14 protein-coding genes are annotated in these 24913 nt (G+C 47.6%); 7 read left to right on the top strand and 7 right to left on the bottom strand.

What is annotated here, in order from left to right:
- Positions 1-172: 172 nt before the first annotated feature.
- Together MHH93_RS17560 and MHH93_RS17555 are read right to left on the bottom strand one after the other, a co-directional pair.
- Positions 173-1090, bottom strand: a complete 918-nt coding sequence (locus MHH93_RS17560; protein WP_500055043.1) for an aldo/keto reductase — start codon at positions 1088-1090, stop codon at positions 173-175.
- A gap of 148 nt (positions 1091-1238) precedes the next feature.
- On the bottom strand, positions 1239-2129 hold the full coding sequence (locus tag MHH93_RS17555; protein WP_500055134.1) for a diacylglycerol/lipid kinase family protein: 891 nt from the start codon (positions 2127-2129) through the stop codon (positions 1239-1241).
- A 372-nt stretch (positions 2130-2501) separates the two neighbouring features.
- On the opposite strand from MHH93_RS17555, the gene MHH93_RS17550 reads away from it, so the two are divergent.
- Together MHH93_RS17550 and MHH93_RS17545 are read left to right on the top strand one after the other, a co-directional pair.
- Positions 2502-4019, top strand: a complete 1518-nt coding sequence (locus MHH93_RS17550) for a leucine-rich repeat domain-containing protein (protein WP_500055042.1) — start codon at positions 2502-2504, stop codon at positions 4017-4019.
- Between the two features lie 303 nt (positions 4020-4322).
- On the top strand, positions 4323-5663 hold the full coding sequence (locus MHH93_RS17545; RefSeq protein ID WP_500055041.1) for a glycoside hydrolase family 30 protein: 1341 nt from the start codon (positions 4323-4325) through the stop codon (positions 5661-5663).
- A 136-nt stretch (positions 5664-5799) separates the two neighbouring features.
- On the opposite strand, the gene MHH93_RS17540 is transcribed toward MHH93_RS17545, so the two are convergent.
- Entirely contained in the window at positions 5800-6762 is a 963-nt protein-coding gene (locus MHH93_RS17540) for an endo-1,4-beta-xylanase (protein ID WP_440390972.1), read from the bottom strand.
- A 254-nt stretch (positions 6763-7016) separates the two neighbouring features.
- On the opposite strand from MHH93_RS17540, the gene MHH93_RS17535 reads away from it, so the two are divergent.
- A complete protein-coding gene (locus MHH93_RS17535) occupies positions 7017-9314 on the top strand; it encodes a 5'-nucleotidase C-terminal domain-containing protein (RefSeq protein WP_500055040.1) in 2298 nt (765 codons plus the stop codon).
- 147 nt (positions 9315-9461) lie between these two features.
- Here the strand turns inward: MHH93_RS17535 and MHH93_RS17530 are convergent, their stop codons facing one another.
- On the bottom strand, positions 9462-10145 hold the full coding sequence (locus tag MHH93_RS17530) for a hypothetical protein (RefSeq protein ID WP_500055039.1): 684 nt from the start codon (positions 10143-10145) through the stop codon (positions 9462-9464).
- Between the two features lie 342 nt (positions 10146-10487).
- Between MHH93_RS17530 and MHH93_RS17525 the strand changes: the two genes are divergently transcribed.
- Together MHH93_RS17525 and MHH93_RS17520 are read left to right on the top strand one after the other, a co-directional pair.
- The gene (locus MHH93_RS17525) at positions 10488-10844 is read left to right on the top strand and encodes a DUF3221 domain-containing protein (protein WP_500055038.1); all 357 of its coding nucleotides are present in this window, start codon (positions 10488-10490) and stop codon (positions 10842-10844) included.
- Positions 10845-11067: 223 nt separating this feature from the next.
- The gene (locus tag MHH93_RS17520) at positions 11068-12513 is read left to right on the top strand and encodes a DEAD/DEAH box helicase (protein ID WP_500055037.1); all 1446 of its coding nucleotides are present in this window, start codon (positions 11068-11070) and stop codon (positions 12511-12513) included.
- 129 nt (positions 12514-12642) lie between these two features.
- On the opposite strand, the gene MHH93_RS17515 is transcribed toward MHH93_RS17520, so the two are convergent.
- Positions 12643-14055: a DKNYY domain-containing protein gene (locus tag MHH93_RS17515; RefSeq protein ID WP_500055036.1), complete on the bottom strand. Its 1413-nt coding sequence runs from the start codon at positions 14053-14055 to the stop codon at positions 12643-12645.
- 247 nt (positions 14056-14302) lie between these two features.
- On the opposite strand from MHH93_RS17515, the gene MHH93_RS17510 reads away from it, so the two are divergent.
- Positions 14303-16171: an AbfB domain-containing protein gene (locus MHH93_RS17510; protein ID WP_500055035.1), complete on the top strand. Its 1869-nt coding sequence runs from the start codon at positions 14303-14305 to the stop codon at positions 16169-16171.
- A 144-nt stretch (positions 16172-16315) separates the two neighbouring features.
- Here MHH93_RS17510 and MHH93_RS17505 read toward each other — a convergent pair whose 3' ends face one another.
- Entirely contained in the window at positions 16316-16927 is a 612-nt protein-coding gene (locus MHH93_RS17505; protein WP_500055133.1) for a flavin reductase family protein, read from the bottom strand.
- 151 nt (positions 16928-17078) lie between these two features.
- Here MHH93_RS17505 and MHH93_RS17500 point away from each other — a divergent pair, with 151 nt between their 5' ends.
- A complete protein-coding gene (locus tag MHH93_RS17500) occupies positions 17079-17435 on the top strand; it encodes a winged helix-turn-helix transcriptional regulator (RefSeq protein ID WP_500055034.1) in 357 nt (118 codons plus the stop codon).
- Between the two features lie 75 nt (positions 17436-17510).
- On the opposite strand, the gene MHH93_RS17495 is transcribed toward MHH93_RS17500, so the two are convergent.
- Positions 17511-24605: an InlB B-repeat-containing protein gene (locus MHH93_RS17495; protein WP_500055033.1), complete on the bottom strand. Its 7095-nt coding sequence runs from the start codon at positions 24603-24605 to the stop codon at positions 17511-17513.
- Between the last annotated feature and the right edge of the window lie 308 nt (positions 24606-24913).

Raw genomic sequence — 24913 nt, 5'->3', positions numbered from 1 at the left:
TAATTTGTATAAAAACCATTTTAATCCTTTTATAAAGCCGGAGGCTTCTATTTATATTTTATATCGGAAATGCGCTCGGCATCAAACCTTGAAAACAGACAAAAACACGAGCCAACTATCGGCTCGTGTTCTCAACTGACTCATTAGTCAGTATGCTCACTATAACTTGAATTTAAGGCAGTATATTGCCTGCAGCACGGTAAATTTCATACCACTCTGGACGAGTGAGATGAACATCTCCTGCTTTCACACAGTCTTGCAGACGCTCAATATTCATCGTGCCTGTCACAGGCTGCATCTGTGCAGGGTGACGAAGCAACCATGCGATTGCAATCGTTGTATTGCTCACGTCATACTTCGCAGCAATCTCATCGATTTTTGCATTCAATTCCGGGAACTTGTCGCTACCCAGGAATACACCTTCGAAGAATCCGTACTGGAACGGAGACCACGGCTGAATGGTGATATCATGCAGACGACAGTAATCAAGAATGCTGCCGTCACGGTTAACCGCGGCATCGTTCTCCATGTTCACGTTGATTCCGCTATCAATCATCGTAGTGTTGGTAATACTCATCTGCAACTGGTTGGCTACCAGTGGCTGTTTCACGTATTTTTTCAACAATTCGATCTGGTTCGGATTCTGGTTCGACACACCGAAGTGACGCACTTTGCCTTCGCGCTCCAGTTGATCAAAGGCTTCAGCCACTTCCTCCGGCTCAACCAAAGCATCTGGACGATGCAGCAGCAGAACGTCAAGATATTCCGTGTTCAGACGTTGCAGGATGCCATCCACCGAATTCAGGATGTGCTCTTTGGAGAAATCAAACATGCCTTTGCGGATACCACATTTGGATTGAAGAATCATATTTTCACGAACTTGGGGATTCATCTGCACCGCTTCAGCGAAGATCTCCTCACAGGTTCCTGTACCATATATGTCTGCATGATCGAAGAAATTCGCGCCGACCTCCATTGCAGAACGAACAAAATGTTCAGCTTCCTTACCGTCCAATGAATTAATTCGCATGCAACCTACAGCGACTACGGGTACTTCTAGTGTGCTGCTGCCCAATTTAATGGTTCTCAAGATGTTTTCCCTCCATATTCGAATATTATCGTGTATCTTACCTATGATTGTGACACACATCTGCAATCGGTTTCAATAGATTTATCCTACATTCATATGGAGAAATGATAGGTTCTTGATTCCAGCCTATACTTGTTAAAAGAAGAAGTTATACTTCTTCCGGTACGATAACCTCAATATGCCTTGGCAGGACACGGATATGAATGGGCAAGGCAGGACCTTCCTCACCATCTACATTCGTTCGAATAGTTTCAGCTGAGCTTACATGAACTTCTTTTGCCGTAAAATAGTCCACATCCTTATGATCCTTCAGATTTCCAAAAAACAGGGAGGTACCCAGTGTCAGACTGTTGAACACACTGATGTTTCGAACAACAAAACAATGTATCAGTCCATCATCTACCTCAGCATCCGGGGACAACTTCTGAAATCCTCCAACCGAATTGGTCAGCGCCGCCAGAAAAAGAGGAGACTCTCCCTCCCAGATCTGGCCGTCATATTCAATGGTCAGTTGATTGGCTGGTGTATTCACCAGGTCTTTCAAGCCTTCCTTTAGATATGCAAATGAACCCAGCTTCGACTTCTCTTCCGAGGATACGGAGAATAGAGCTTCTGCCAAAGAACCTGCTGCCACCACGTTGGCAAACAGACGATCATTGATTTTCCCGATATCCACGATATGCGTCTGATCCGAACGTAATTGCCGAATGGCCTCCTCCGGGTCAAGCGAGATATTCAGCGCACGCGCGAAATCATTCACCGTACCTAGCGGCACAACGCCCAATCGGGGACGATGCTTCTGATCCATCATGCCATTAATCGTCTCATGCAGTGTCCCATCGCCTCCGATGGAAATGACCAGATCACAGCCGTCCTTGCAGGCGTTCAGGCAATAGTCCGTCGCATCACCTTCCCCGGCCGTCTCGTTAACCGCCACCTCATACTGTTGTGACTCCAGAATTTCTCTGACTTGGGATACATACTGCTCGGCCTCTTCCTTACCTGACGACGGATTGCTAATGATCATGGCTTGGCGCATACTCACATCTTCCCCTCCAAATTGGCATCTTTACTTCATCTATACCCGTTTCAAGGGTAGATTGAATAGACTCTGCGGCAGATGTTCTTTTTTTTTTTGATAAACATTCTCTGAAGAGTGCAGGGCAGGGTTTGTTTCATATAGAATAGAAGTATAGGAATATCCTCACGAAATTTCTTGTTCCTTTTTCCTGTTGACGGGTTAATAACTATAGATGTGCTTTTGGCCGAAACTGCATATGTGAAAATGGTTCAATTTACACTGAAACTTCGTGGACAGAACAACCTTCCGTTATCGTGTAAATATGATACTTATCTAACTCAATCTGTTCGGATTATTATATAATTCTAAAAATCGGAGGGAATACATGCAATGAGAAGAATGACTCTACTATTTCTAGTATTCATCCTGAGTCTCGGGGCATCGGGGCAAGCCATGGCTTACGCAACTACAGACTCGGGCGAGGGCATCATTGAAGATCCACTGCTTGAAGATGGACTGAAGATGATCCTGAACAAACCTCTGGATGTTCCACTGACTCCATCGGATCTGGAACAGCTTGAGGTGGTGGACCTGAGCAATGCGGGTATTCAAAGCCTGTCCGGTCTGGAATACGCCACCAACCTGACTCACCTCCGCTTATATGGGAATGAGATAGAGGATCTCACACCGCTGGAGCATCTCACCCAGCTTCGCGAGATCGATGTTCGCAACAATTACATTACATCCATACATGCACTTGCTGAATTAAAAAACTTGGGACGGCTGTATATCAGCAATAATTCCATATCTTCCATAGAGGTTGTACGTGGGTTCAACCGATTACATACGTTCCACGCCAGCGGTAACCAGATTGACAGTCTTGCGGCCCTCTCGGATGCGGATGCACTGGAATGGCTTGAGATCTCGAATAATATGGTTAGCGATCTGACACCGCTCATGGGTAAAACCCGGCTTCAACAACTCAATGTAGCAAACAACCAGATCCAGACGCTGGACGTACTCGCTGAATTGTCAAATACACTGCGGAATCTGAATGTAGCAGGCAACCAAATTACGGATCTGACACCACTGGAACACATGACACGCCTTCAGACACTTGATATCTCTAATAACCAAGTACAACACCTCAAGGGGCTTGAGGGACTTACTGGGCTGAAGGAACTGAATGCAGAATCCAATCAGATCTATGATCTGGAACCTCTTCGGCAACTATCGAGCCTGGACGTATTAAAATTATCCAACAACCGGGTGTGGGATCTGACACCGATTGCAGGTTTTACGTTTACCCGTGATCAGTCAGCGACGAATGCCATTCAGGATATCTCGGCGTCCACCTCGTTATCCTCCGGTGTTCAGACATCTACCTCAGAGATTGAGCCTGCCGGACTCACGGTACAGAACAATTATCTGGATGTCGCAAGTGGCAGTCAGACGATGCAGCTTCTGAACCGGATGAATGTGCGGGAGCAGAAAAGAACGCCGCAGGGCAGCTTCCAGCGTCTGATTGAAGGGTCTACCACTGCTTATGTAGGTGATCGCGCGTATGCACTGGATGCTGCACCTTTCATTGATGAAGGCCGGACCTATGTTCCTCTGCGCTTTGTCTCAGAGCAGTTGAATGCCAGTGTGAACTGGAACAGCGGTACGCGGGAAGCGGTGATTACACAGAATGATAAGACGATTCGCTGGAGCGTGGGCAATAAGCAGGTTGCCGTGAACGATGAGCTTGCAGTCAATGATGCGCCTCTATTGATGAGAAATGGTAAAGCTTTTGTTCCGGTACGCTTCATTTCAGAGCAATTCAATACGACGGTTGCGTATATCGGAAGCAGCAAAACAACGTTGATCTTCGAAAACAAACAGCTCGTTGATCGTGTACAGCCTTAATTCGTATCTCACGTTCAATTTCAGCCATAAAGGAAGCATAGCGAAGTCCCCGTCTTGAACAATCAGCGGGGATTTTTGTTGTGTTATGAGAGTTGTGCTACGACATCGGTTAGTGGTATATGAACAGAATCAATCATAAGTAAATACACCATAAAATCTGTCTGTATGGGCATGAACTTGTAACGTCCCATCTCGGATTAGGGCAAATTTTACACGGTTTAGCATATCTTCTTTTGCCATGGAAGTTGTTATACTGAACGTAATATATATGACAGTTGAAGTTCAAGCGAGGAGGAAATTCATATGACATTCACGTTCACTGGTTATTCCACAACCCAAGGTAGCCCATGGAGCGAGTTATCTTATGTGTCGACAAATGAAAGCGCTAACTTAAAATTCACAGGTGAACAACACCAGCTTGTGGAAGGGTTTGGCGGATGTTTCAACGAGCTTGGCTATATGGCTCTGTCCCACTTGAATGAGGAGCAGCGCCATGAGGTATTTCATTCTCTCTTCCACCCGGAGGGTGAGCACAAGTTTAACATCTGCCGCCTGCCGATTGGCGCAAGTGATTATGCAGAGCAGTGGTACAGCCACAACGAAGTGGACGGTGACATGGCCATGGAACATTTTTCGATCGAACGTGATTTCAAATATCTGATTCCTTACATCAAGGAAGCGCTGACGTATAACCCGAACCTGCAATTCTTCGCTTCCCCTTGGAGCCCGCCAACGTGGATGAAATCGCCAAAAGCCTATAACTATGGCACGCTTCGTTGGGAGAAAGATATTCTGGAGGCTTACGCCCTGTATTTTGTCAAATTTGTACAGGCTTATCGCGAAGCAGGCATTACGATTCATCAGGTGCATGTGCAGAACGAAGTGATTGCGGACCAGAAGTTCCCTTCCTGCATGTGGACAGGCGAGCAGCTTCGTGAGTTTATCGTCGATTATCTGGGCCCGGCTTTTGACAAACATGGTCTGGATACGGAAATCTGGCTGGGGACGATCAACGCTCCTGATCCATGGGAAGAATTGATCAAGAAAAAGACAAATGACTTCGATGAGTACGCCGGACTTGTCCTGAGTGATCCGAAGGCCTATTCCTATATCAAGGGTGTTGGGTATCAATGGGCTGGCAAAAATGCCATTCAACGTACCGCCGCAAGTTATCCGGAGCTTCGTTATATGCAGACCGAGAACGAATGCGGTGATGGCAACAACTCATGGAACTATGCCAAATATGTATATAATCTCTACCAGCATTACTTCAGCAACGGAGTGAACGCGTACATCTACTGGAACATGGTTCTGGAACCAAAAGGCCGAAGCACATGGGGCTGGGAGCAGAATTCCATGATCACGGTAGATCCGGACAATAAGGAGGTTACTCGAAACCCCGAGTATTATGTGATGAAACACTTCGCGCATCATGTTGTCCCTGGCGCTCGAAGAGTCGGCCTGTCTGGCGCGTGGAGCGGGAAATCCGTCGCTTTCCGCAACCCGGATAACAGTCTCGTCATTGTCATCAATAATCCATTCCAGGACCGTCGTGACCTGTATCTAACCCTTGAAGAAGGACAGACCCTTCACTTGGAGCTGGAAGCTGATTCTTTCAACAGCATGGTTATTCAACCGAACTAACAAACTCAACACATCTCGAAAACGCGTATATCAAATAGCGCCGTGTCCCCCATATTCATCATGTGGGACAGGCGCTTGTTGATGTGGTATTATTACCGAATTTACAAGAGATGCTCAGCCTCATCAATACGTAAACTTATGGATTATTCGCCAGGTAATTTCTCAGCCATTGCATAGCCGGACGTTCTGTACCGTTGCTATTGACCAAGTGGGAACCCGCTTGCCAGGTTTGATTCTGGTTGTACCCCCACAGCGTTACCCCTTTTACAGCTGAATGTTTCCACAGTACAGGAAATTTCTGCTGATAACGCTGCAATTGCGTATTATCGTCACCTGTCATATCCAGCTCGGATACATAGATCGGCAACCCTGTCGCTGCGAGCTTGTTCAATACCGTATTCATTGTGCTCACAGAGACGTTGTCCATATTGAAGTAATGGGCTTGGATACCAATACCATCAACCAGACCTCTGTTTTTCAACAGGTTGATAATCTGGATATATTGGTCTGCTTTGGCCGGATCACCGATAATGCCATATTCATTAATTAACAATTTGGAGTTAGGAAAGGCTTGTCTTGCCTGTTGGAATGACCAGATGACCCAATCCCAACCTGTTGCTCCATCCCCACCAATGGCATTACGATAGGATGGTTTCGCATGCAGAGGTTCGTTCACAACATCAACGAAGGCAGACTTCGAATACCGCTGTCCTGCGGCCTTAATCCATTGTGTCACTTCAGCCTTCTGATCAGCGGCGGAGAGACTGTTAATCCAATTGGGCTGCTGATTTCCCCATACGAGCGTATGGAACTTGAACGGAAATCCGTTATTGTTCGCATAGTTGTACGCCATATCTGCCTGACCCCAGTTCATCACGTTGCGTGTGCCCTCCACAGCATCCCACTTGGTGGAGTTCTCAGGAGTTACCTGGTTCCAATAGGGGCTAAAATTCGAAGGAACCTGGTTAGCTATAATATTGCCCAAAAATTTGCTACCTTTCGCCAAACCAGCACTCACACTACCAACTGCAACCGAAGCAGCGAGAACACCTACCAATGCTAGTGAACCAACCGTCTTGAACCACTTGGACTTGAACAATGAAATTCCTCCTTAATCATCATTTAGGATATTATTAAGCGCTTACAAAATCAATTTTACTGGATAATTTTAGTCTTTAACACCTGCAAATTATACTATTTTCAAAAACCGTAAATTAATATTCAGCTATATTTATAGATTCCTCTCTTAAATCCAACATAACGCTTACATTGGAGTTTACATTTACCACATGTTTATCTAGTATGAAATGATACATATCTTTACATACACTAGATAACAAGGGAGATTACAACATGCGCAAAATTTCAACGAAACGTTTCGCCGGATGGCCTCTATCGTTCCTCTTATGTGCCTCCATCTTGTTTGCCCCTTTTTCTTCTACACCAGCTCAGGCTGCTGAGGCAGATAAGGAAACCAAGATCACATTATTGGGTACATCCGATATTCACGGTCGATTCATGCCATGGGACTATGCACTGGACGGTCCAAATCCAACCGGAAGTATGACACAACTATACACCATCGTGAAAAAAGTCCGCGCGGAGAATCCCAATACGATTCTGCTCGATGCAGGAGACATGATTCAGGATAACTCGGCTGAGTTGTTTAACGATCAACCCCAGTCTCCCATGATGGTTGCGATGAACGAAATGAAATATGACGCATGGGTTATGGGTAACCATGAGTTTAACTTCGGGCTGGACGTACTGGAGAAGATCTCTTCCCAATTCAATGGACAGCCTCTCGTGGGTAACATTTTCAAAGAAAACGGCGACCGCTACATGCCTGCCTATACAATTATCGAGAAAGACGGCATCAAAGTAGGTGTCATTGGAATGAACACCCCTATGATTACCGAGTTCGAGAAAGGTACGGATCACCTGGACGGTATTATCGTCAAAGATCCTGTGGAAGAGACCAAGAAGGCCATTGCTGAGTTGAAAGGCAAAGTCGATGTCATGGTTGGACTCATGCATATGGGATTGGACAACGAGAACGGTAATCCGGGAACCGGAGTGACGGATATCGCCAATGCCAACCCGGAGCTGGCTGCCATTTTTGCCGGACACATGCATACGTTGATTGAATCCCAAACGGTTAACGGCGTATTGATCTCCGAACCGAATAAATATGGCTCACATATCTCTCGAATTGACCTTACATTTGCTAAAGACGGCGACAAAGTGGTGCTGAAAAGCAAGGAAGCTCAAGCACTCGCTGTGAAAGCAGCAGACGGAACGTATGAAATCTCTGATCCTGCCCTGGAAGAGACATTGCATCCGTTCCACGAGTTCGCTCGTGCCGATGCCAACATTGAAGTGGCTGAACTGAAAGGCACGAACCTGGTGCCTGCTGATGAGATTAAGGGTATCCCTGCGGTGCAGATCCAGGAAACACCTTTGTCTGACTTTTTCACAGAAGTGATGTTGCATTATAGTGATGCCGATGTGGTCGCGCACCAGATTGATAACGACAAGGCCAAGCTGGATGTAGGCCCGATCAAGAAAAAGGATATTGCGTTCAACTACCAATACACCTTTGGTGAAGTGACCGTATATGAAGTAACCGGACGCGATCTGATGGATTATATGGAGTGGTCTGCGGGATACTTCAACTCCACACGCCCTGGTGATGTGACCGTCAGCTTTGATCCGAAACGACGCGCTTCCAAATACAGTACCGATGATTTCTTCGGCGGCGTAACGTATGAGATTGACCTGACCAAGCCATACGGTAGTAGGATTACAAATCTCAAGTACAGCAACGGTAGGGTCGTAAAAGAAGACGATACGTTGAAGCTCGGCATGAATGCCTATCGGATGGAAGCGCTGATTGCCAAAGGCGGCGCCATGGAAGGGCGTAAGTTCAAGCAGCTCTGGTCCTCCAAGGATGCCTCGGCATTTGGTGAGATCCAAGGCACGATTCGCAACTTGTCCATCGCCTATTTGAAAGATGTTATGAAAGGTGTCTACGAACCGAAGATTCAGCACAACTGGAAAATCACCGGCGTAGACCTGACTGCACCAGAACGTGCAGATGTGGTGGAGTTAATTAACGATGGCATCATTTCTGTGCCAACAACGGAAGATGGCAAGTACACCAACATTGCCTCCATTAATATTTTGGATGCGGTGACTCAGGAAGAGATTGATACGTTATCTGCCAAAGCAGATGTGAGTGCGGCACAATTCGCAGGCGTGAAAACCAAGGGAGCGTTCTATCAACAGCTGAACAAAGCTCGCAAAGCAGCAGCAGGTGGCGATGGAGGTACGACAACACCTAAACCTGAGAAACCGACAACACCAACCGTACCTAAACCAACACCCGCTCCAGACACGTCGAAACCTGGCAAACCATCAACACCAAGCACTGGTAAACCAGGAACTGTCACCAAAGGCAAACAAGCCAAGGTTACTGCGGCTTATCTGAACGTACGCGCTGGCGCTTCATCCAAAGCCAAAGTCGTTGCTGCCGTACCAAAAGGTACTGTGCTTGAGGTAATCAGTACAGACAAGTATGGCTGGGTAAAAGTGAAGTTAGATGGACGTGTAGCCTTCGTATACGGGAAATATGTGAGCATTTTGAAATAAGTACAATCGTTACGCACCACGCTTAACGTAATAGAAAGGGCGACTCTCCCATGGAACTCATGGTGAGAATCGCCCTTTGTTATGTTAACGAATGGTTATGCGTATTGCCGTTCCTCTACTGCTCTGTGGCAATGAAGACGTTTAGCCTTATGGCAAGTTCTTAATTTTATCCATGAAAGAGTCCAGCTGTATGCCATTTGTTTTTTCCGTAAAATCACGTAATTCCTCCGACTCCCCCTCGTAGGCGGCAAGTACATAGTCACCATCGACAATATAATACGTGCCGTAGCGGGTGAACGAATATCCATCCACCTGTTTCCCGGTCGTTCCCTTTTTGACTACAGCGATAATCTCCATACCTGGTTTAAGTTCAGGCTCCACACCTGCGAAGTCAGCGTTGTAAAATAAAAAAGTATCCTCCGGTACATCAGCTCCTGTTACTACTTCATGTACCTTCACCTCATAGGAAATGAATTTAGGTTGGTATGGTGTCATTCCATTAGCTTTATCCTTATCAGCCATCATTCTTTCAGGTGTGCCCGGTTCAGTACTCAGCTCCACACTAAAGCTCGGCAAAACCTTCATTACCTCTGCCACAACAACGGCATCTCCATATGTCATGATCTCTCTGAAGCTTACTTCTCTCATGGATATCGTCGCGGGGGTTTTCGTAGATAGTGGATATTCTTCACGTAGTTCCTTCATCCGATCAGAGGACAACCTGCTGCCTGCGGTATTATGCGATTCTGAAAAAGGGGACGAGCACCCGGTTAGACTCACCATAGTCAGTACGATACTTAACAACCAACATGTCATCTTGACTCGCTGCATATCTTATCCCCTTTTCCTGATTAAAAAATAAAACACAGACATCCATGTCTGTGCAGTCCATTAAAATTTCGGTTGTACTCGATCCGACTGGATAATACGCAGTACATAAAAGAACCACTATTATAAAAATTCTTTCATGGCTAGCCTCATACGTGTAATAAACCATTGATTATCCTATAGCTTTTTTCTTTCGGATACCCATATGCTACCATATCATATTTTCCAGTTCCAGCCTGAATGGAGTAATTTTCATTCTTTTTTTCCATTGATGTAAAGGAACCTTGATGTCTCTAAAACCGTCCATACCTATAGAGCATGACAAAAGAAGGAGGGAAAGAAACTGTGTCTGTTGTACGAAGATTGTCCTTATTGCCAGTTATCTTACTTCTACTAACGCTCGGATGCGCAGAGAAATCCGAGGAACAGGGGGAAGAGAAGCCACATGTGCGAGGAATGATTACGGATTTTGAGGAAGAAAGAGGTCAGGTACTCATCGAGAATAAAGAAGATGGAGGTGTTGAATCAGGACCGATTTGGATCTCGCTCAGCAAGAATGCCGAACTCATCATCGAAGGAGAGATTGTCACCGTCTCTTTGGATGAGATACTCGTTGGTCGAAGTGCAGAAGTATGGATTGATGGAATAATCGCTCAATCTTACCCTCCCCAAACCCAGGCTGTAAAAATGGTCATTCATTAACACACAGCAATATTCACCGATACATTTCGTTTCACGTGGAACATTATGATACACCTACGCACAGCAACAGGCGGTTCCTCCTCATATCGGAGTTGATGAAAACAATTTAACCACTTGATGCATTTCCTCCGTTAGCCTGCCTGCATATAGAGTATAATGAAGAAGTATACGATAAATGTACGGTGCAATAATTGTACAAAAACTAACGCAAAAGAGGTAAACGATGAGCGAGCAACAATTTAAAGATTATGGACTTGGTGAAGAGATCGTAAAAGCACTGGACAGTCTGGGCTATGAGACACCAACCGAGGTGCAAACCAAAGTTATTCCGGTAGCACTGGAGAATCAGGATCTTGTGGTCAAATCACAGACAGGCAGCGGTAAAACAGCTGCCTACGGCATTCCGCTCTGCGAGCTGGTGGATTGGAATGAGAATAAGCCACAGGCTTTGATTCTTACACCAACCCGGGAACTGGCTTTGCAGGTTAACGAAGATATTACGAATATCGGCCGCTTTAAGCGTATTAAAGCAACCGCACTATACGGACAGTCCCCTTTTCACATCCAAAAAGCCGAGTTAAAACAAAGAACTCATGTCGCTGTAGGTACGCCCGGTCGGGTACTGGATCATATCGAACGCGGCACGCTGCCACTCGAACGGATCGCCTATCTCGTTATTGACGAGGCTGATGAGATGTTGAATATGGGCTTTATCGAGACGGTACAAGCGATCATTCAGAAACTGCCGCAGGAGCGAGTGACGATGTTGTTCTCCGCGACGTTCCCTGAAGACGTAGCCAAGCTGTCTCGCAAATATATGAACAAGCCGGTGGAGATCGAGATCAAAGCAAGTGGACTGACAACAGCCACCATCGAACATGCTGTGATTCATGTGCCAGAGGTGAACAAAACCGCGCTGCTCCAGGACTTGTTCATTACGGAAAATCCGGATAGCTGCATCGTGTTCTGCCGTACGCAGGAGAATGTGGATAAGCTGTTCCGTGTCATGGCTGACCTTGACTACCCAGCAGATCGTATCCATGGTGGTATGGAGCAAGATGAGCGGATTGAAGTGATGAACGCCTTCAGACGGGGACAATTCCGTTATCTGATCGCGACGGATGTAGCTGCACGTGGTATTGATATCACCAATATTACTCATGTCATCAACTACGATATTCCTTTGGAAAAAGAGGGATATGTTCACCGTACAGGCCGTACGGGACGCGCAGGCAAAACAGGTAAAGCCATTACGTTGATTACACCGAAAGATGGCCGACGTCTGGCGGAGATTGAATCCTATATCGGCTTCGAAATCCCTGTTGTGAAAGCTCCTTCCGAGGAAGCTGTGGATCGCCGCAGAGAAGATTTTGAGAAGCGATTGAAGATTGTGCCTGAACGTAAAAAGGACAAGCGTGAACAGTTGAATCAGCAGATCATGAAGCTGAACTTCAACGGAGGCAAGAAGAAGAAACTTCGTGCTGTAGACTTTGTCGGTACCATCGCCAAGCTTGAAGGCGTTACGGCTGACGACATCGGGATCATTACCATTCAGGACAATGTAACGGATGTGGAGATCCTGAATGGCAAAGGCCCACTCGTATTAGAGCTTATGCAGAATACAACGATCAAAAAGATGCAGCTCAAGGTTCGTAAAGGTCAAAAATAGATTGGTGAATGTCGCCAAATAAATAGGAATTCAAACAGGGATAGTGGACTCTTTTCTAAGTCTGCCATCCCTTTTTTCTCTCTTTTCGAAGTATGACTCTACTGTTCTAGAACTTTCTTGCTGCTCAATTTACCTCTTCTTTTTCCGTACTGTACTGCCTTCCACCATATACCGAAATAGCGCATCTTCTGCACCACCGATCTCATCCGTAACCTGAAACGTTGCTGCATCTCCCGACTTATATACACTCCCCGTCACAAAGCTGAACACCACACGGTCATCTTTGCCCCAATATGGATTCAGCATCACAAATGTACTGCCGTTCACGCCCTTCACTGTGCGGTTTCCATTGGCATTATACAGACCATTCTGGTCCATTGCCCAACTCTGGGGATCGGCATCGAATAGATGTGTGAAGCTCGCACGATCGATATGTTTATTCGGTTTACCCCATAGATACACCCGATCGGCATCCACTGCCCAGCTCCCGGAAGGTGTTATTAACTCAAACGTCGCTGCATCTGCCCCCTTAATAATCTGAAGCACATCGTCTGGATGACCGAAGGGCTGACTTGTCCGAGCAACCTCGGCACGATACACATGTTGCAGGTCCTTGGAAAGTCCAAGATGTTCCATCCCGGCATAAGTTTTAAACTGCCGAGCGTCAGCTCCTTCCACACGATAACCATTGTAATACACATGATTGTCATCACGACCGAAGGGTCCGCCTAGTGGCTGGAACGTATCCGGGTCTGCTCCTTTTGCAGTGCGCCACTGAAAATATACACGTTCCCGGTCCCTTGCAAACTGCTCATCTAGCTGTTCAAAGGTAGACCTATGCACATCCCGAACGAGATTGTACACTTCCTTCGCCTCCCGATGAGCCGTACCGCCCCATTCTGTTTTATAAAAAATGGACGACGCAGTCTCATACCAATTGCCTGTGATCTGCGTAGCGCCTTCTGCACTGTGGGCATAATGATCATTCCACCAGCCAGGTACATCGGAATAATGCTCACGCAACCATGCCCTCACCTCATCCTTTTCCCCATTCGCATAACGAAGAGAGCTGGATAGATGGAATAAGTGGTCCTTGTCGGTGCAATAGTCGTGATGAGCAATCACAGCAGTCGTATCGATATCCTCAAGTAGATGAAAATGCGTGCTGCTCTTTACATATAAATAACGTTGGTCCTGAGCGAAGTAGGGCGTATCCGGCAGCAGCCGAAAGCTGTTCGGATCGGAATCAGGCACGGCCCGATCTTCCAGATAGACGTACTGGGAGTCGCAGCAGTAATCTTCATCGATCACACGAAAAGCTTCCGTATCCCGACTGAACAAACTCGCCTTGTTCTTACGAGCATTGAACCACCATATCCCCTGATGATCCCGCAGATAGGCGAACGTCAGCCACCCTTTTGGATAAGTCGAGATAACTTCAAAATCCAGTGCGGTAATGCCTCCCTTAATGGGAGTACTGGTTCCATCTTCTTCATTTTGCAATGTCACTTGAAGGTCTTCATCTACAATAAATTTGTCCATGACGGTTCCCCCTCCAAATATGTTGTAAAAATGAGTCTAGCCTTATTTTAACGTGTGCGCCTGATCCTCTCTACATCATCGTACATGACATTTAGGAACATTTCCTCCGCTCTCACCGCTCAACCCCGAAGAGATGAAGATATGTTCAGCAATGGATGGATTGTTCACTTGAAAAAGAGTCTAGTCCAACTAAAATATAAATGAAAACATTATATTTTAGTTACATATCTTACGGGAGGTGTATGTCATGGGTAACAGGAAAGCGGTCTGGTTACTGGTCTTTGCACTCACGTTCACCCTGTTTGGACTTCATCCTGAACGAACAAGCGCTGCAAGTGTCACGATCACCAATGGCACCGATTGGCTCGACACCGCAGGCAATCCCATTCATGCGAACAGCGGCAACATACTGCAGGTAGGCTCGACGTATTATCTGTACGGTGAACATGCGGTGGGTGGCAAGTTCGACAGTGTGAACGTCTACACCTCGACCGATCTGAAGAACTGGACTTTCAGCAACGCCATCCTGACGAAAGATTCCGCAACCGAGCTGGCCTCCAGCAAGATCGAACGTCCCAAAGTCATCTATAACGCCTATACCAACCAGTATGTGCTCTGGGCACACTATGAGAATGGAACGGACTACAACCTTGGGCGTGTAGCGGTGGCAACAAGTAATACCCCGAATGGAAAATTCACCTATGAGGGCAGCTTCCGACCGCTGAATTATGAATCCCGTGACATGACCGTCTTTGTTGATACCGATGGCACGGGTTATCTGGTTACGGCTTCACGCAAGAATGGCGGTGCCAATGATACGATGGCTATTTTTAAAATGAATGCAAGTTATACCGGAATACAATCCTTTGAAGGCTGGCTGTTCGAGAACGCCTACCGTGAGGCACCTGCCGTTGTGAAAAAAGGGAACCGTTACTACCTCTTCACCTCCCAAGCCGCTGGCTGGTATCCGAATCAAGGGGCATACGCTACAGCAACTTCCATGACGGGCCCCTGGACTGCGCTTACGCCATATGGCAATCCATCTGCCTTCGGTTCGCAGATTCATGATATTGCCACGATTACAGGCAGCAACACCACATCCTACATCTACATGGGGGATCGCTGGAATCCAATGAACCTTGGAGAGCACAAACATATCTGGCTGCCGCTAACCTTGAATGATTCCAATGGAACAGCATCACTGGAGTGGTATACAACGTGGAACATCGACGCAGCGACAGGCATCGTCACCCCACCTGCTCTCGTCAACCACGCACAAGGCAAAACAGCTACCGCCAGCTCCATAGCCTCCGGCTCGTCTGCATCCAACGTCAATGATAGTAACTACCAGACTTCATGGGTAGCATCCTCCAATAGTTGGCCTGCCTGGTGGCAAGTGGACTTCGGCGCCCCGAAGACGATCACCGAGATCGACACGTCCTGGTTTATGTATAAAGGTTCTGAGGCCTATTACAAATACAAAATCGAGATTAGCAACGATGGTGTCAATTACTCCACTGTGGATCGCACCAACAATCTGACCTATGGTTTCACCACGGACGCTGTGCATTTCACCGCACGTTATGTACGTATTAATATGGTGAACGCCGTCTTGTGGAATAATCCGGGGAACTGGTACACCCCAACCCTGCATGAGGTCAAAATGTTGGGTCCAGCCACACCGGAAGCCACAGGTTACAGCCGATTCAGTTCACACAACGTTCCGGATCGATACATCCGTCATGCCAACTACATCGCACGCATTGATGCCAACGTCTCTCCTGCGCTGGACTCCCAGTTCCGCGTCGTACCAGGTCTTGCCAGCTCCACGGGAATTTCACTGGAGTCCATCAACTTCCCAGGCTACTTTTTGAAGCGCAACCCCAGCAACAAAATTGTACTTGAAGCCTACGCTGATACCGCTGCCTACAAGGGAGATGCTACGTTCCTGAGCAGCCCCGGTTGGGCTGACAGCACCAAAGTTTCCCTTCAATCATACAGTCAGCCAGGATATTACATCCGGCACTATGATTACGTGTTACAGCTCGATGCCATCAATGCAGCCAGCAGCTCGACTGTGAAGAGTGATGCCACGTTTGGGCGGACTAATTACTAGGCCAAAAATTGAAGAGAGAATTTAGGTTTAGCCACCTTCATCTACAATTAAAATTTCGGAGAAAGGCCGCTTTTTCAGGAGTTAAAACTGAAGAAGCGGTTCTTTCTGCTGCACCATATCAGACATAGGTCTCATCATCTCATCTCAAACTGAGAATGCTGGTTTAATCCTAGCGTAATCTCCAGCCAAACTGGCTAGTGGCTGCCAGCTCTCGGTCGCTATTTTATAATGATCGGCATATACCTCTGCATCGACCCTTACATGCTCTACTTTTCCAAGAACCAGATGATCTGTACCTACCGCAATAATCCGATCCAATGTAAGTTCAAAAGCAATCGGAGATTCGAGCACGGAAGGCACATCCACATGTATACCCGGTTCGGGTGTAACGCCTGCCAGTTCAAACTCATTCTCATCCGATGCCACATCAGCAGACGACCGCTGCATCGACCCCACCAACGAAGCTGGAACCATATTGATGACGAATTCCCCCGTCTCTCGGATATTGAGAAGCGTATCCTTCACCGTGCCTATTCTCTCACCTACACCCGGTCCAATCGATAGGAGCAGAGTCGCCGGATTGCGTGAAGCAACGGTAAAAAAACTGAAAGGAGCAAGGTTGAGCACTCCCTCCTTACTTCGCGTAGAGACCCAAGCAATGGGCCTTGGCACCACGGAACCCGTCATTATTTTATACATTTCTTCTACGGTAATATCACCTGTTGCAAATGCATATGTATTTTTTTCTTCCAACATACTCACCCTTTCTTCTGGCTCCCTCAGCACAGCTCGTTCCGTTTACAAAGCCCCATGAGAAACATATAGTTGGTATAAGAATATACACTTGTTCTGCATAAAAAAAGTACGCACTTTGAAGTGCGTACCTGTATAGAGGAGCCTATCTAAGATGGATAACCGGAGTAAACCCCCAGCAGAAACACTTACCCCATTCGACTACACCCTGTCCATCATTGGCGGGAAGTGGAAGATGAAGATCATGTATCAACTTGCTTTTCATGGGGTAACACGATACGGAGAACTCAAAAGACGTGTCCCCGGGATCACGTACAAGGTACTGACCTCTCAACTGAACGATTTGGAACGTGAAGGTGTGATAAAAAGAGTCGAGTACGAGCAGACCCCGCCGAAGGTGGAGTATTCGTTAACCCCGCGAGGGAGAAGTCTCATGCCCATTCTGGAAGAAATCTGCAAGTGGGGTGTGCAGCATGTTCCGGAGACACAAACGCTGCATGAATTATGGTGATTAGGATGATATGCAAAAAGAACAGCCTACTCCCATGGGAGCAGGCTGTTCTGCCAATCTGGTCTATTAAGGATATTACAGGTTCGGATCATACTTCATCATATTCATTTTACCTTGTTTCTTATAACTCACATAAACGTGGTCGGTGCTGTCTATGAAAATATCTAGCTCCAGAGCGTCATCATTGGAGAATCCGGAAGACCCTACCGGTCTCCAACCCATACTCTCATATTTCATCACAGTCACCTTGTTGCCATATGCAGCATCTCGATAAGCAACGTAAGGCGTTCCTTCGCTGTCAAAGGCCATATCCATGCTTACTTCTTTAGATGAACCCACCGAGAATCCGGGAGTGCTCACCTTTTCCCATGCTGTATCTTCTGATGGAGTGGAGTGCGGATATTTCCACATTTCAACACCATTGGAACTGCTGAGATAGATCATATAAGGTACGCCAGATGGATCAAGCGCGGATGCAGCATCCATATTCGGAGTTATTTGATATGGATATAATTTAGGATCTAATTGTTTCCATGACCCATCTGCCAGACTATATCCTGTTGCCACAGGGGTACTAGATGACCTGAATGGAGCAAATAAATACATGCCGTTGTTTGGTAATGGTGCGAGGAAGGCTCTTAGACCTGCGAATGCCTGTATTCTCGCTTCTTGTATCCGTCCCCTATCGCTATAATACCTCCATGACATGAGCATTGACGGTTCCGCAGCATTACCGACCAAAACACCTCTAAACATCAGAAAAGGATTATCATCCTTATCAAAGGTAATGAAGAAGCTGTCTTGAACTGTATCCACTTTTCTACTGCTCTTTCCGTCATTCCAACTGAAATCAACGACGGTATATACCGGTCTCCACCACTTATGTTCATCATTGTAATTCTTAAAGCTTACTTTACCTGAGCTATTCTTATAGGCAACATAAATCTTGTCCTTGCTGTCTATTCCGAGCGATATAGCTGAGCTCCCCAATCCTCCCGCTTTTTCAAGATCGCTTTGATTGCCAACGGGCTGCCACGTGCCTCCCTTATATTGCACCACAAATACTTCTTTACTGTCCTTTATATAAGCCATGTAAGGCGTCCCTTGACTGTCGAAGACGACACTGGACTTACTATTCAATTCCAGCTCGTCACCCACTTGCAGCCACGATGTCACGGTCCACTTCGCGTAAAGGGTGATGTCTGCCGTCACCGGCGTTCTGAAGTCGTAGACGTTCTCCAGATCACGATCGCTGTACCAACCATCAAATCGGTAGCCCGCCCATTTCAGTGCTGCAGGTTCCACAGCATTGCCATTAGGAACGACCACTTGACTTGCTACGGCTGCCCCACCGTTACTGTCGAAGCTGACGATGTGGCTGTCAAATGTCCATTTCGCGTACAGTATGCGATTACCCGTCACCGATGTCGAGAATCTATACGCTTCATTTAATAAGGCGTCGCTGTACCAACCGTTGAATGTGTAACCGTCCCTTGTCGGTACGGCAGGCTCGATGGCAGTGCTGCCACTTTCCATCGTCTGGTCAGCCACCGATGATCCGCCGTTACTGTTGAAGCTCACCGTGTAGATTGCCGTCCATTTCGCGTATAACGTAAGGTTAGTCATCACTGGTGCCGTGAAGCTGTAAGCTTCATTCAGACTCGCTTGACTATACCAACCATTAAATACATGTCCTGCACGCGTCGGTGCGTCAGGAATTGTTGCCGTATCACCTTCACTCACGGACTGACTACTCACCGACGATCCGTTGTTACTGTTAAAGCTCACTGTGTAGCTGTTCTTTGTCCACTTCGCGTACAGCATCACATCTGCCATTACACCTTCCGTGAAACCATAAGGTATCGTCAATTCGCTATCGCTATACCAGCCAGAGAACGTATATCCTTCCAGCATCGGAGCGCCAGGAGCAGCAGCCACAGCACCTTCATTCACCGTCTGTTCTGTGACCACAGATCCGCCGTTACTCTCAAAAGTTACAGTATACGTATTCGGTACATAAACTGTCCACTTCGCGTACAATGTCAGGTCTCCCGTTACCACCATAGTAGTGAAATTGTAGGCGTTCATTAATTCGATGTCGCTGTACCAGCCGCTAAACACATAGCCTTCCCGCTCTGGGGCGACAGGAGCCATAGCCTTGTTGCCTTCATTCACCGTCTGGGCATCTACTACCGAGCCTTCATTACTCTCGAAGCTTATCGTGTACGGGATCAGCCACTTCGCATACAGTGTGAGATCCGCCGTCACCGCCACAGTGAAGTCGTAAGCATTCGTCAGCGTGTTATCACTATACCAGCCGCCAAATACATAACCATCTCTCATTGGTTCAATCGGCATATTAATCGTAGCTCCATAGCCCACAGTCTGGGTCATCGCTTCGGCGCCCACGTAAGTGTCGAAGGTTACGGTATAGTTGTTAATTGCCCACTGAGCGGTAAATTGAACATCTTCCGCAGGCATGGTGGTCGGAGGCGTTGGCGACCAGCCCGTAAAGCTATATCCCTGCCATGTTGGCGTGCCTAGACGGAGCAACATCGTCGCTCCGAATGGAACGATATCCGTTGTACTTGCTTGTCCAGAACCATTGTAATCAACAGTCATTTGGTACGCATCTCGCTTATAGTACACCTTCAGCACCGTTTTACCGTCACCTTCAATTAGAGCTGTCAGTACCGCTCCCGGAACACTGTCATCTCGTACGAAGCCCGCATAGGATTTAGGAGTGGCATCTGCTACATTCGCTTCTGTATTGGTAGCTCCACGATACGATTCCGTATCCACAACCGTATAAGTGTCACTTCCGATATTTTGCAGTAAGCGTACAACCTGATAAGGTGTACCCTCATTCCCCGTCCATTGCGCTGTATACGTAGTATCCACAATTGGCATTGTGCTTGGAATGTCTGGCGACCAACCAGCAAACGTATATCCTGGTCTTGTCGGCACCGGTACACGAGCAGCGATGTTCTTGCCACCTGCTCCCGTTAGCGAGACTCTTGGTGCACCCGCATACCCCCCAGCAAACGTCATCGTTCTATTCCCCGGAGAGTAATTAACTCTAACGACCGTCGAGCCGTCTCCCTTAATCAATACGCCGCTTACTATTCCGTTCTCATAGCCTTGTTCCTTGAATCTGTCAGAGTTGATTCGAATCTCCGTGTCCGTTGTTCCGGTAAAATTCTCCGTATCTACAGGCGGAGCCGATGTCCTGCTGTTCGGGTCTAACATATAATGTTCAACCTTATATGGCGTGTCCGTGTTCGCAATCCAGTGTGCGTACAGTTTCCGGTCCTCCGCAGCCATTCGACTCGGAATCGTCACCTTCGTGCCGCCGGAAGCAGCCGTATACCAGCCGTCAAAGGTATATCCCGGATATACCGGGGTGGACACACTGATCGGCGCATTATAACGGGCCGCAACAATATCGGTTACTCCGCCATTTTGCGGGTCCAGTTGTAGGATGTAGTCACCTGTTCTGGCGAGCCAGCTCAACGGAATGGTGCGCTTGAGTGGACTAGATGTGAACGACGCTGGTGCACCCTTCCAGGTGATAATCAGGTTGCCATCACTCACCTGAATGTTCTTGTCCACCACTTCAATCATCCCGTTAGCCGCATTATACTTGAAATTTGGATGGTCCACCTGGATATCAAACTTCGATGGGTTATAATCCAAATTTTCCGGGTTATGATACGAACGGGTATCTGTATCGCCTGTCTTCAAATCAAACGTCTTCATCGTGAGCCATAACGCCGGCACAGCGATGGATGACGCGGAACCCGCTAAGTTCAATCGGAGCGACTTATCCTGTGGATAGGCGAAATCGTAGACGTTCTTTTCTTCCCCAATGGTATACAGTGGCCACTCTTCATCGACCAGCTCCACGCTGCCCGAGAGCGCTCCATCGCCTAATTGCGCGCCAAGTTCGACCTCCAAATAGATACCCATCTCAACGAACAGAGCACCTAGAGACTTCGTACTCTCCACCCCGCTAATATTTTTCAATTGATAATAGAAGTAGCCCCACAGATTCACATACACACCGGGTTCTACAGCAAGCCCGATACTATTCAACTTGACGCTTCCAATCCCCGCTTTGACCTCCATATGAATACCAGCTCGTAAACCGATCGTCCCCATCACATAGAAGGTAAATTGGTAATCTCCGTCTCCCGGCAAGCTGACCGTATTGCTCGAACCACTGAAACTCAATATGCGCAAGCTAACCGAGTAGCGCTTGGCCATCTTATAGTAGAAATCTGCCCCCACCGTTAGGTTCACCTGGGCGCTGACCACAAACTCCGCTTCAAATTTAACTTCCACAATACCTAAAGCCACGCGTACGCTTTTTTCAAAGAGTTCTTTCTTGATTAACGGAACCCACTCCGTGTCTTTCTCCAACATCTCTTGATACTTTTCCTTCAACGATTCCGCATCTACGGCAGTATCCTGCACACCCGCCATTACCGCTTTAATCTGTGTCGCGATGTCCTGAACCTTTCCCAACCTTCCAGAATTCTTCTCGCCCATCCAGTCATTCAGTGCATCGTTTAGCTTATCGTGTTCGACGAGAGCTATCTCTGCTGTGATGTTCATCCCGGTATAGCTATAAGCATCCAGATTAGCCGTAATTACATAATCATCGATGCTGTACCAGTAAGGAATTCCCCACTTTTTCAGCCAATGCCCTTGCATATCCCCATTAATACCGAGATCCAGACTCATCTCCTGAACGAATGTACCCGTCATATGGATGACAAGATCACTGTCTTCATTGATATTGACAACAATATCGGCACCCACTTGTAATGTAGCGCTTACGCCTGAGGTTCGGCCGTCAATATTCTTCAGCCTCGTGCCGAGTGAAGCAACAACGGTCAGATTCTCCACACTCACCCGGCTCCCTATACCGGACACTAGGGAGGACTGAGCCTTAATCTCCTGAATTTCCTTTGTCTCCATGGCGATGTCAGACAGATAATCCGCGGCTTCATTGACGAATCCGCTGTCTCTCGCTTGCTGCTCGATCTGCTCTTCAAGCTCCGCGATCTGCTCTTCCGATAACAGATCATCGCCGTCAATCGCTTGCTTCTGATAGATGTTGAAGGCATTTTCAATATCTTCAATCGTGGCATCGGTATACGTAATGACGTCCATCTCCGCCTTAGGCGTAATCGACGTAATGCGTCCATAACCAGTTACCTTAGAACCTTCTTCAGCAAAGTTGCCTTCATAAAAACCGATAAAGTCGCCCACATCCACTGTGGTTAACTCATCCAAGCCGAAAGGCTCATACAGGCTTTCGCTGTAATTCATCTGGGTATGCTCAACTGTGATGGAGTTGTTGTTCCGATCTCCATCTGTGTCTGCTTCCACACTCACCGGCAGAACATCCGGCTTGAGCAACACTTGCTTGATATCTGCATGATCGTAGGTATAGCTGCTTCCGTCTACCCCCGTAATCTGGATATAAGCCACATCGCCGTCGTCAGCGCCCGTAGTTTCTAACGTACGTTGATCGGGACGAACCCCTTGATAGATGGCGACTGTATTGCCGACTTGAATCACGGTGCTGCCGGAATACACGAACGTTCCACTGCTCGCATTCGCCTCGGCAAGTGCATTTTCGCTACCGCCCACCGTCGTGGCAACTACCGAAATCGCTGGTGAACCCACCTCTGTGCCATTCAGCATCATATCCGTGACATCCGTGTACGGAAGGTAGATCATGTTCGGGTTGAGCGGAATGTCCAGAACCTCTTGCTTAGCGACACTAAAAACGTAAATGCTCGTTGTCGCATCCTGACCTTGGAAGGACAGGTTATCGCTATTTAACGTCAGTTGATACGTATTACCTTCGACGAATTTTCCGTCTTCAGCTGCGGACGCTACCGTGAAGGCCCCGTTCCCGCCAGTGACGGTAACTCCAGCAAAGTCGGGATTCGCCGTGTCTGTGAATGTCATTTCCGCTTGGACCTCAGATACTGTCAGGTTGCCCGATGCATCGTGTACTGCGATCGTGAAGTCCGGTGCCACATCCAGCACCGAATAGCTTGGTGTGCTCTGTACAGCATTATCTATGCTATCCGTATACTTCGCATACAACTTCATATCCTCAGTTAGCGTACTACCCTCTGCAAAGATGAGCGAGAAATCGCTATCCGTAAACCACCCTTGAAATATATATCCTTCTTTTGTTGGAGCCGGCAGGTTATTTAGCACCTGGCCTTTTCGTACCGTCTGCGAAGAAATCGCCGTGCCTCCGTTGCTCTCAAACGTGAGCGTATACGCAGTGGAACCCGTGCCCGGGTTACCTCCATTATCTCCAGGCGTTCCGCCACCACTATTACCGCCGGATGTTGGTGTCACCGGCGATGTCGGTGTCGGTGTTGGTGTTGGTGTTGGAGTAGGCGTCACCGGCGTTTGATTCTGATTTTTCCACGCCTCTACAACCGCGTTGTTGCGCATGAAGAGAACTGCTGCTTCCGCGCGAGTCGCTTGCGCACGCGGATTGAAGTTGCCCTTGGCGTCTCCGGTGAACACACCAGCTTGCCACAGCTTGACGACCGCATCAGTCGCCCAAGGCGATACATTCGCGAGATCGCCCGGCTCTGTCGTGACCGGATTCTCGGTCTGATATAGAATCTGTTCACTTTCAAAATATCGCAACGTCATCGTCGCCATTTGCTCCCGAGATACGGTAGCATCCGGCGAATATCTCCGATCCCCCGTGCCATCGGTAATTCCCTTCTTAACCGCCCATTCGACATATGGCGCATACCAGCTGCCCGCCTGTACATCAGCAAAGCTCGAAGTGGAGTACGCCCCCGCATCGACTCCGGACATCCGTCCGAGTGCCGTCACATACATGGCACGTGTCATGGTTCCCTTAGGAGAGAAGCTACTCGCGTTCGTTCCGCTGAATATGCCCTTCTCCTGCACATGGACGACTGCATCATAGAACCAGTCCGTCGGACTCACATCTTTGAACCCGCTGGATGTGGTCACTTTGGTCTGCTGCATCGGCAGTTCAGCTGCTGCTGCCGATTGCGCTGGTAATATGGGCACGGCAGACACGATTAAGCTGATCATCAGCATCCACATCAAGACCTGACGGCTCACCTTCCATCCCTGTCTTACTTTTTTCACGTTCATTCATCCCTTCTATGTATAGATCAAACTAAAAAAGACCGTCCAAAATGGGTTGCTAACCAAGCTAATCAATAAAGCCAGACTAATAGCGGAAACCATTGACCCCGATGGGTATCATTGGTTTCCTCCGAGTCAGTTCGCTCGGCACGTGGAGATCAAGCGGGGAAATAAACTTTACATACAGAAATGGCATTGTCCTAGCTGCGGCGTTCAGCACGTTCGGAGTATCAACGTCAGCTAAACATCCGACTGGAGAGATCTGACTGCTTCTGGCTACGATGCTACCAACTTCACAGAATGAAGTC

It is taken from the genome of Priestia sp. FSL H7-0729, from assembly GCF_038005685.1.
GTDB lineage: Bacteria > Bacillota > Bacilli > Paenibacillales > Paenibacillaceae > Paenibacillus.
The sequence above is the reverse complement of the archived record's forward strand: the minus strand, read 5'-3'. Positions and strand labels throughout refer to the sequence as shown.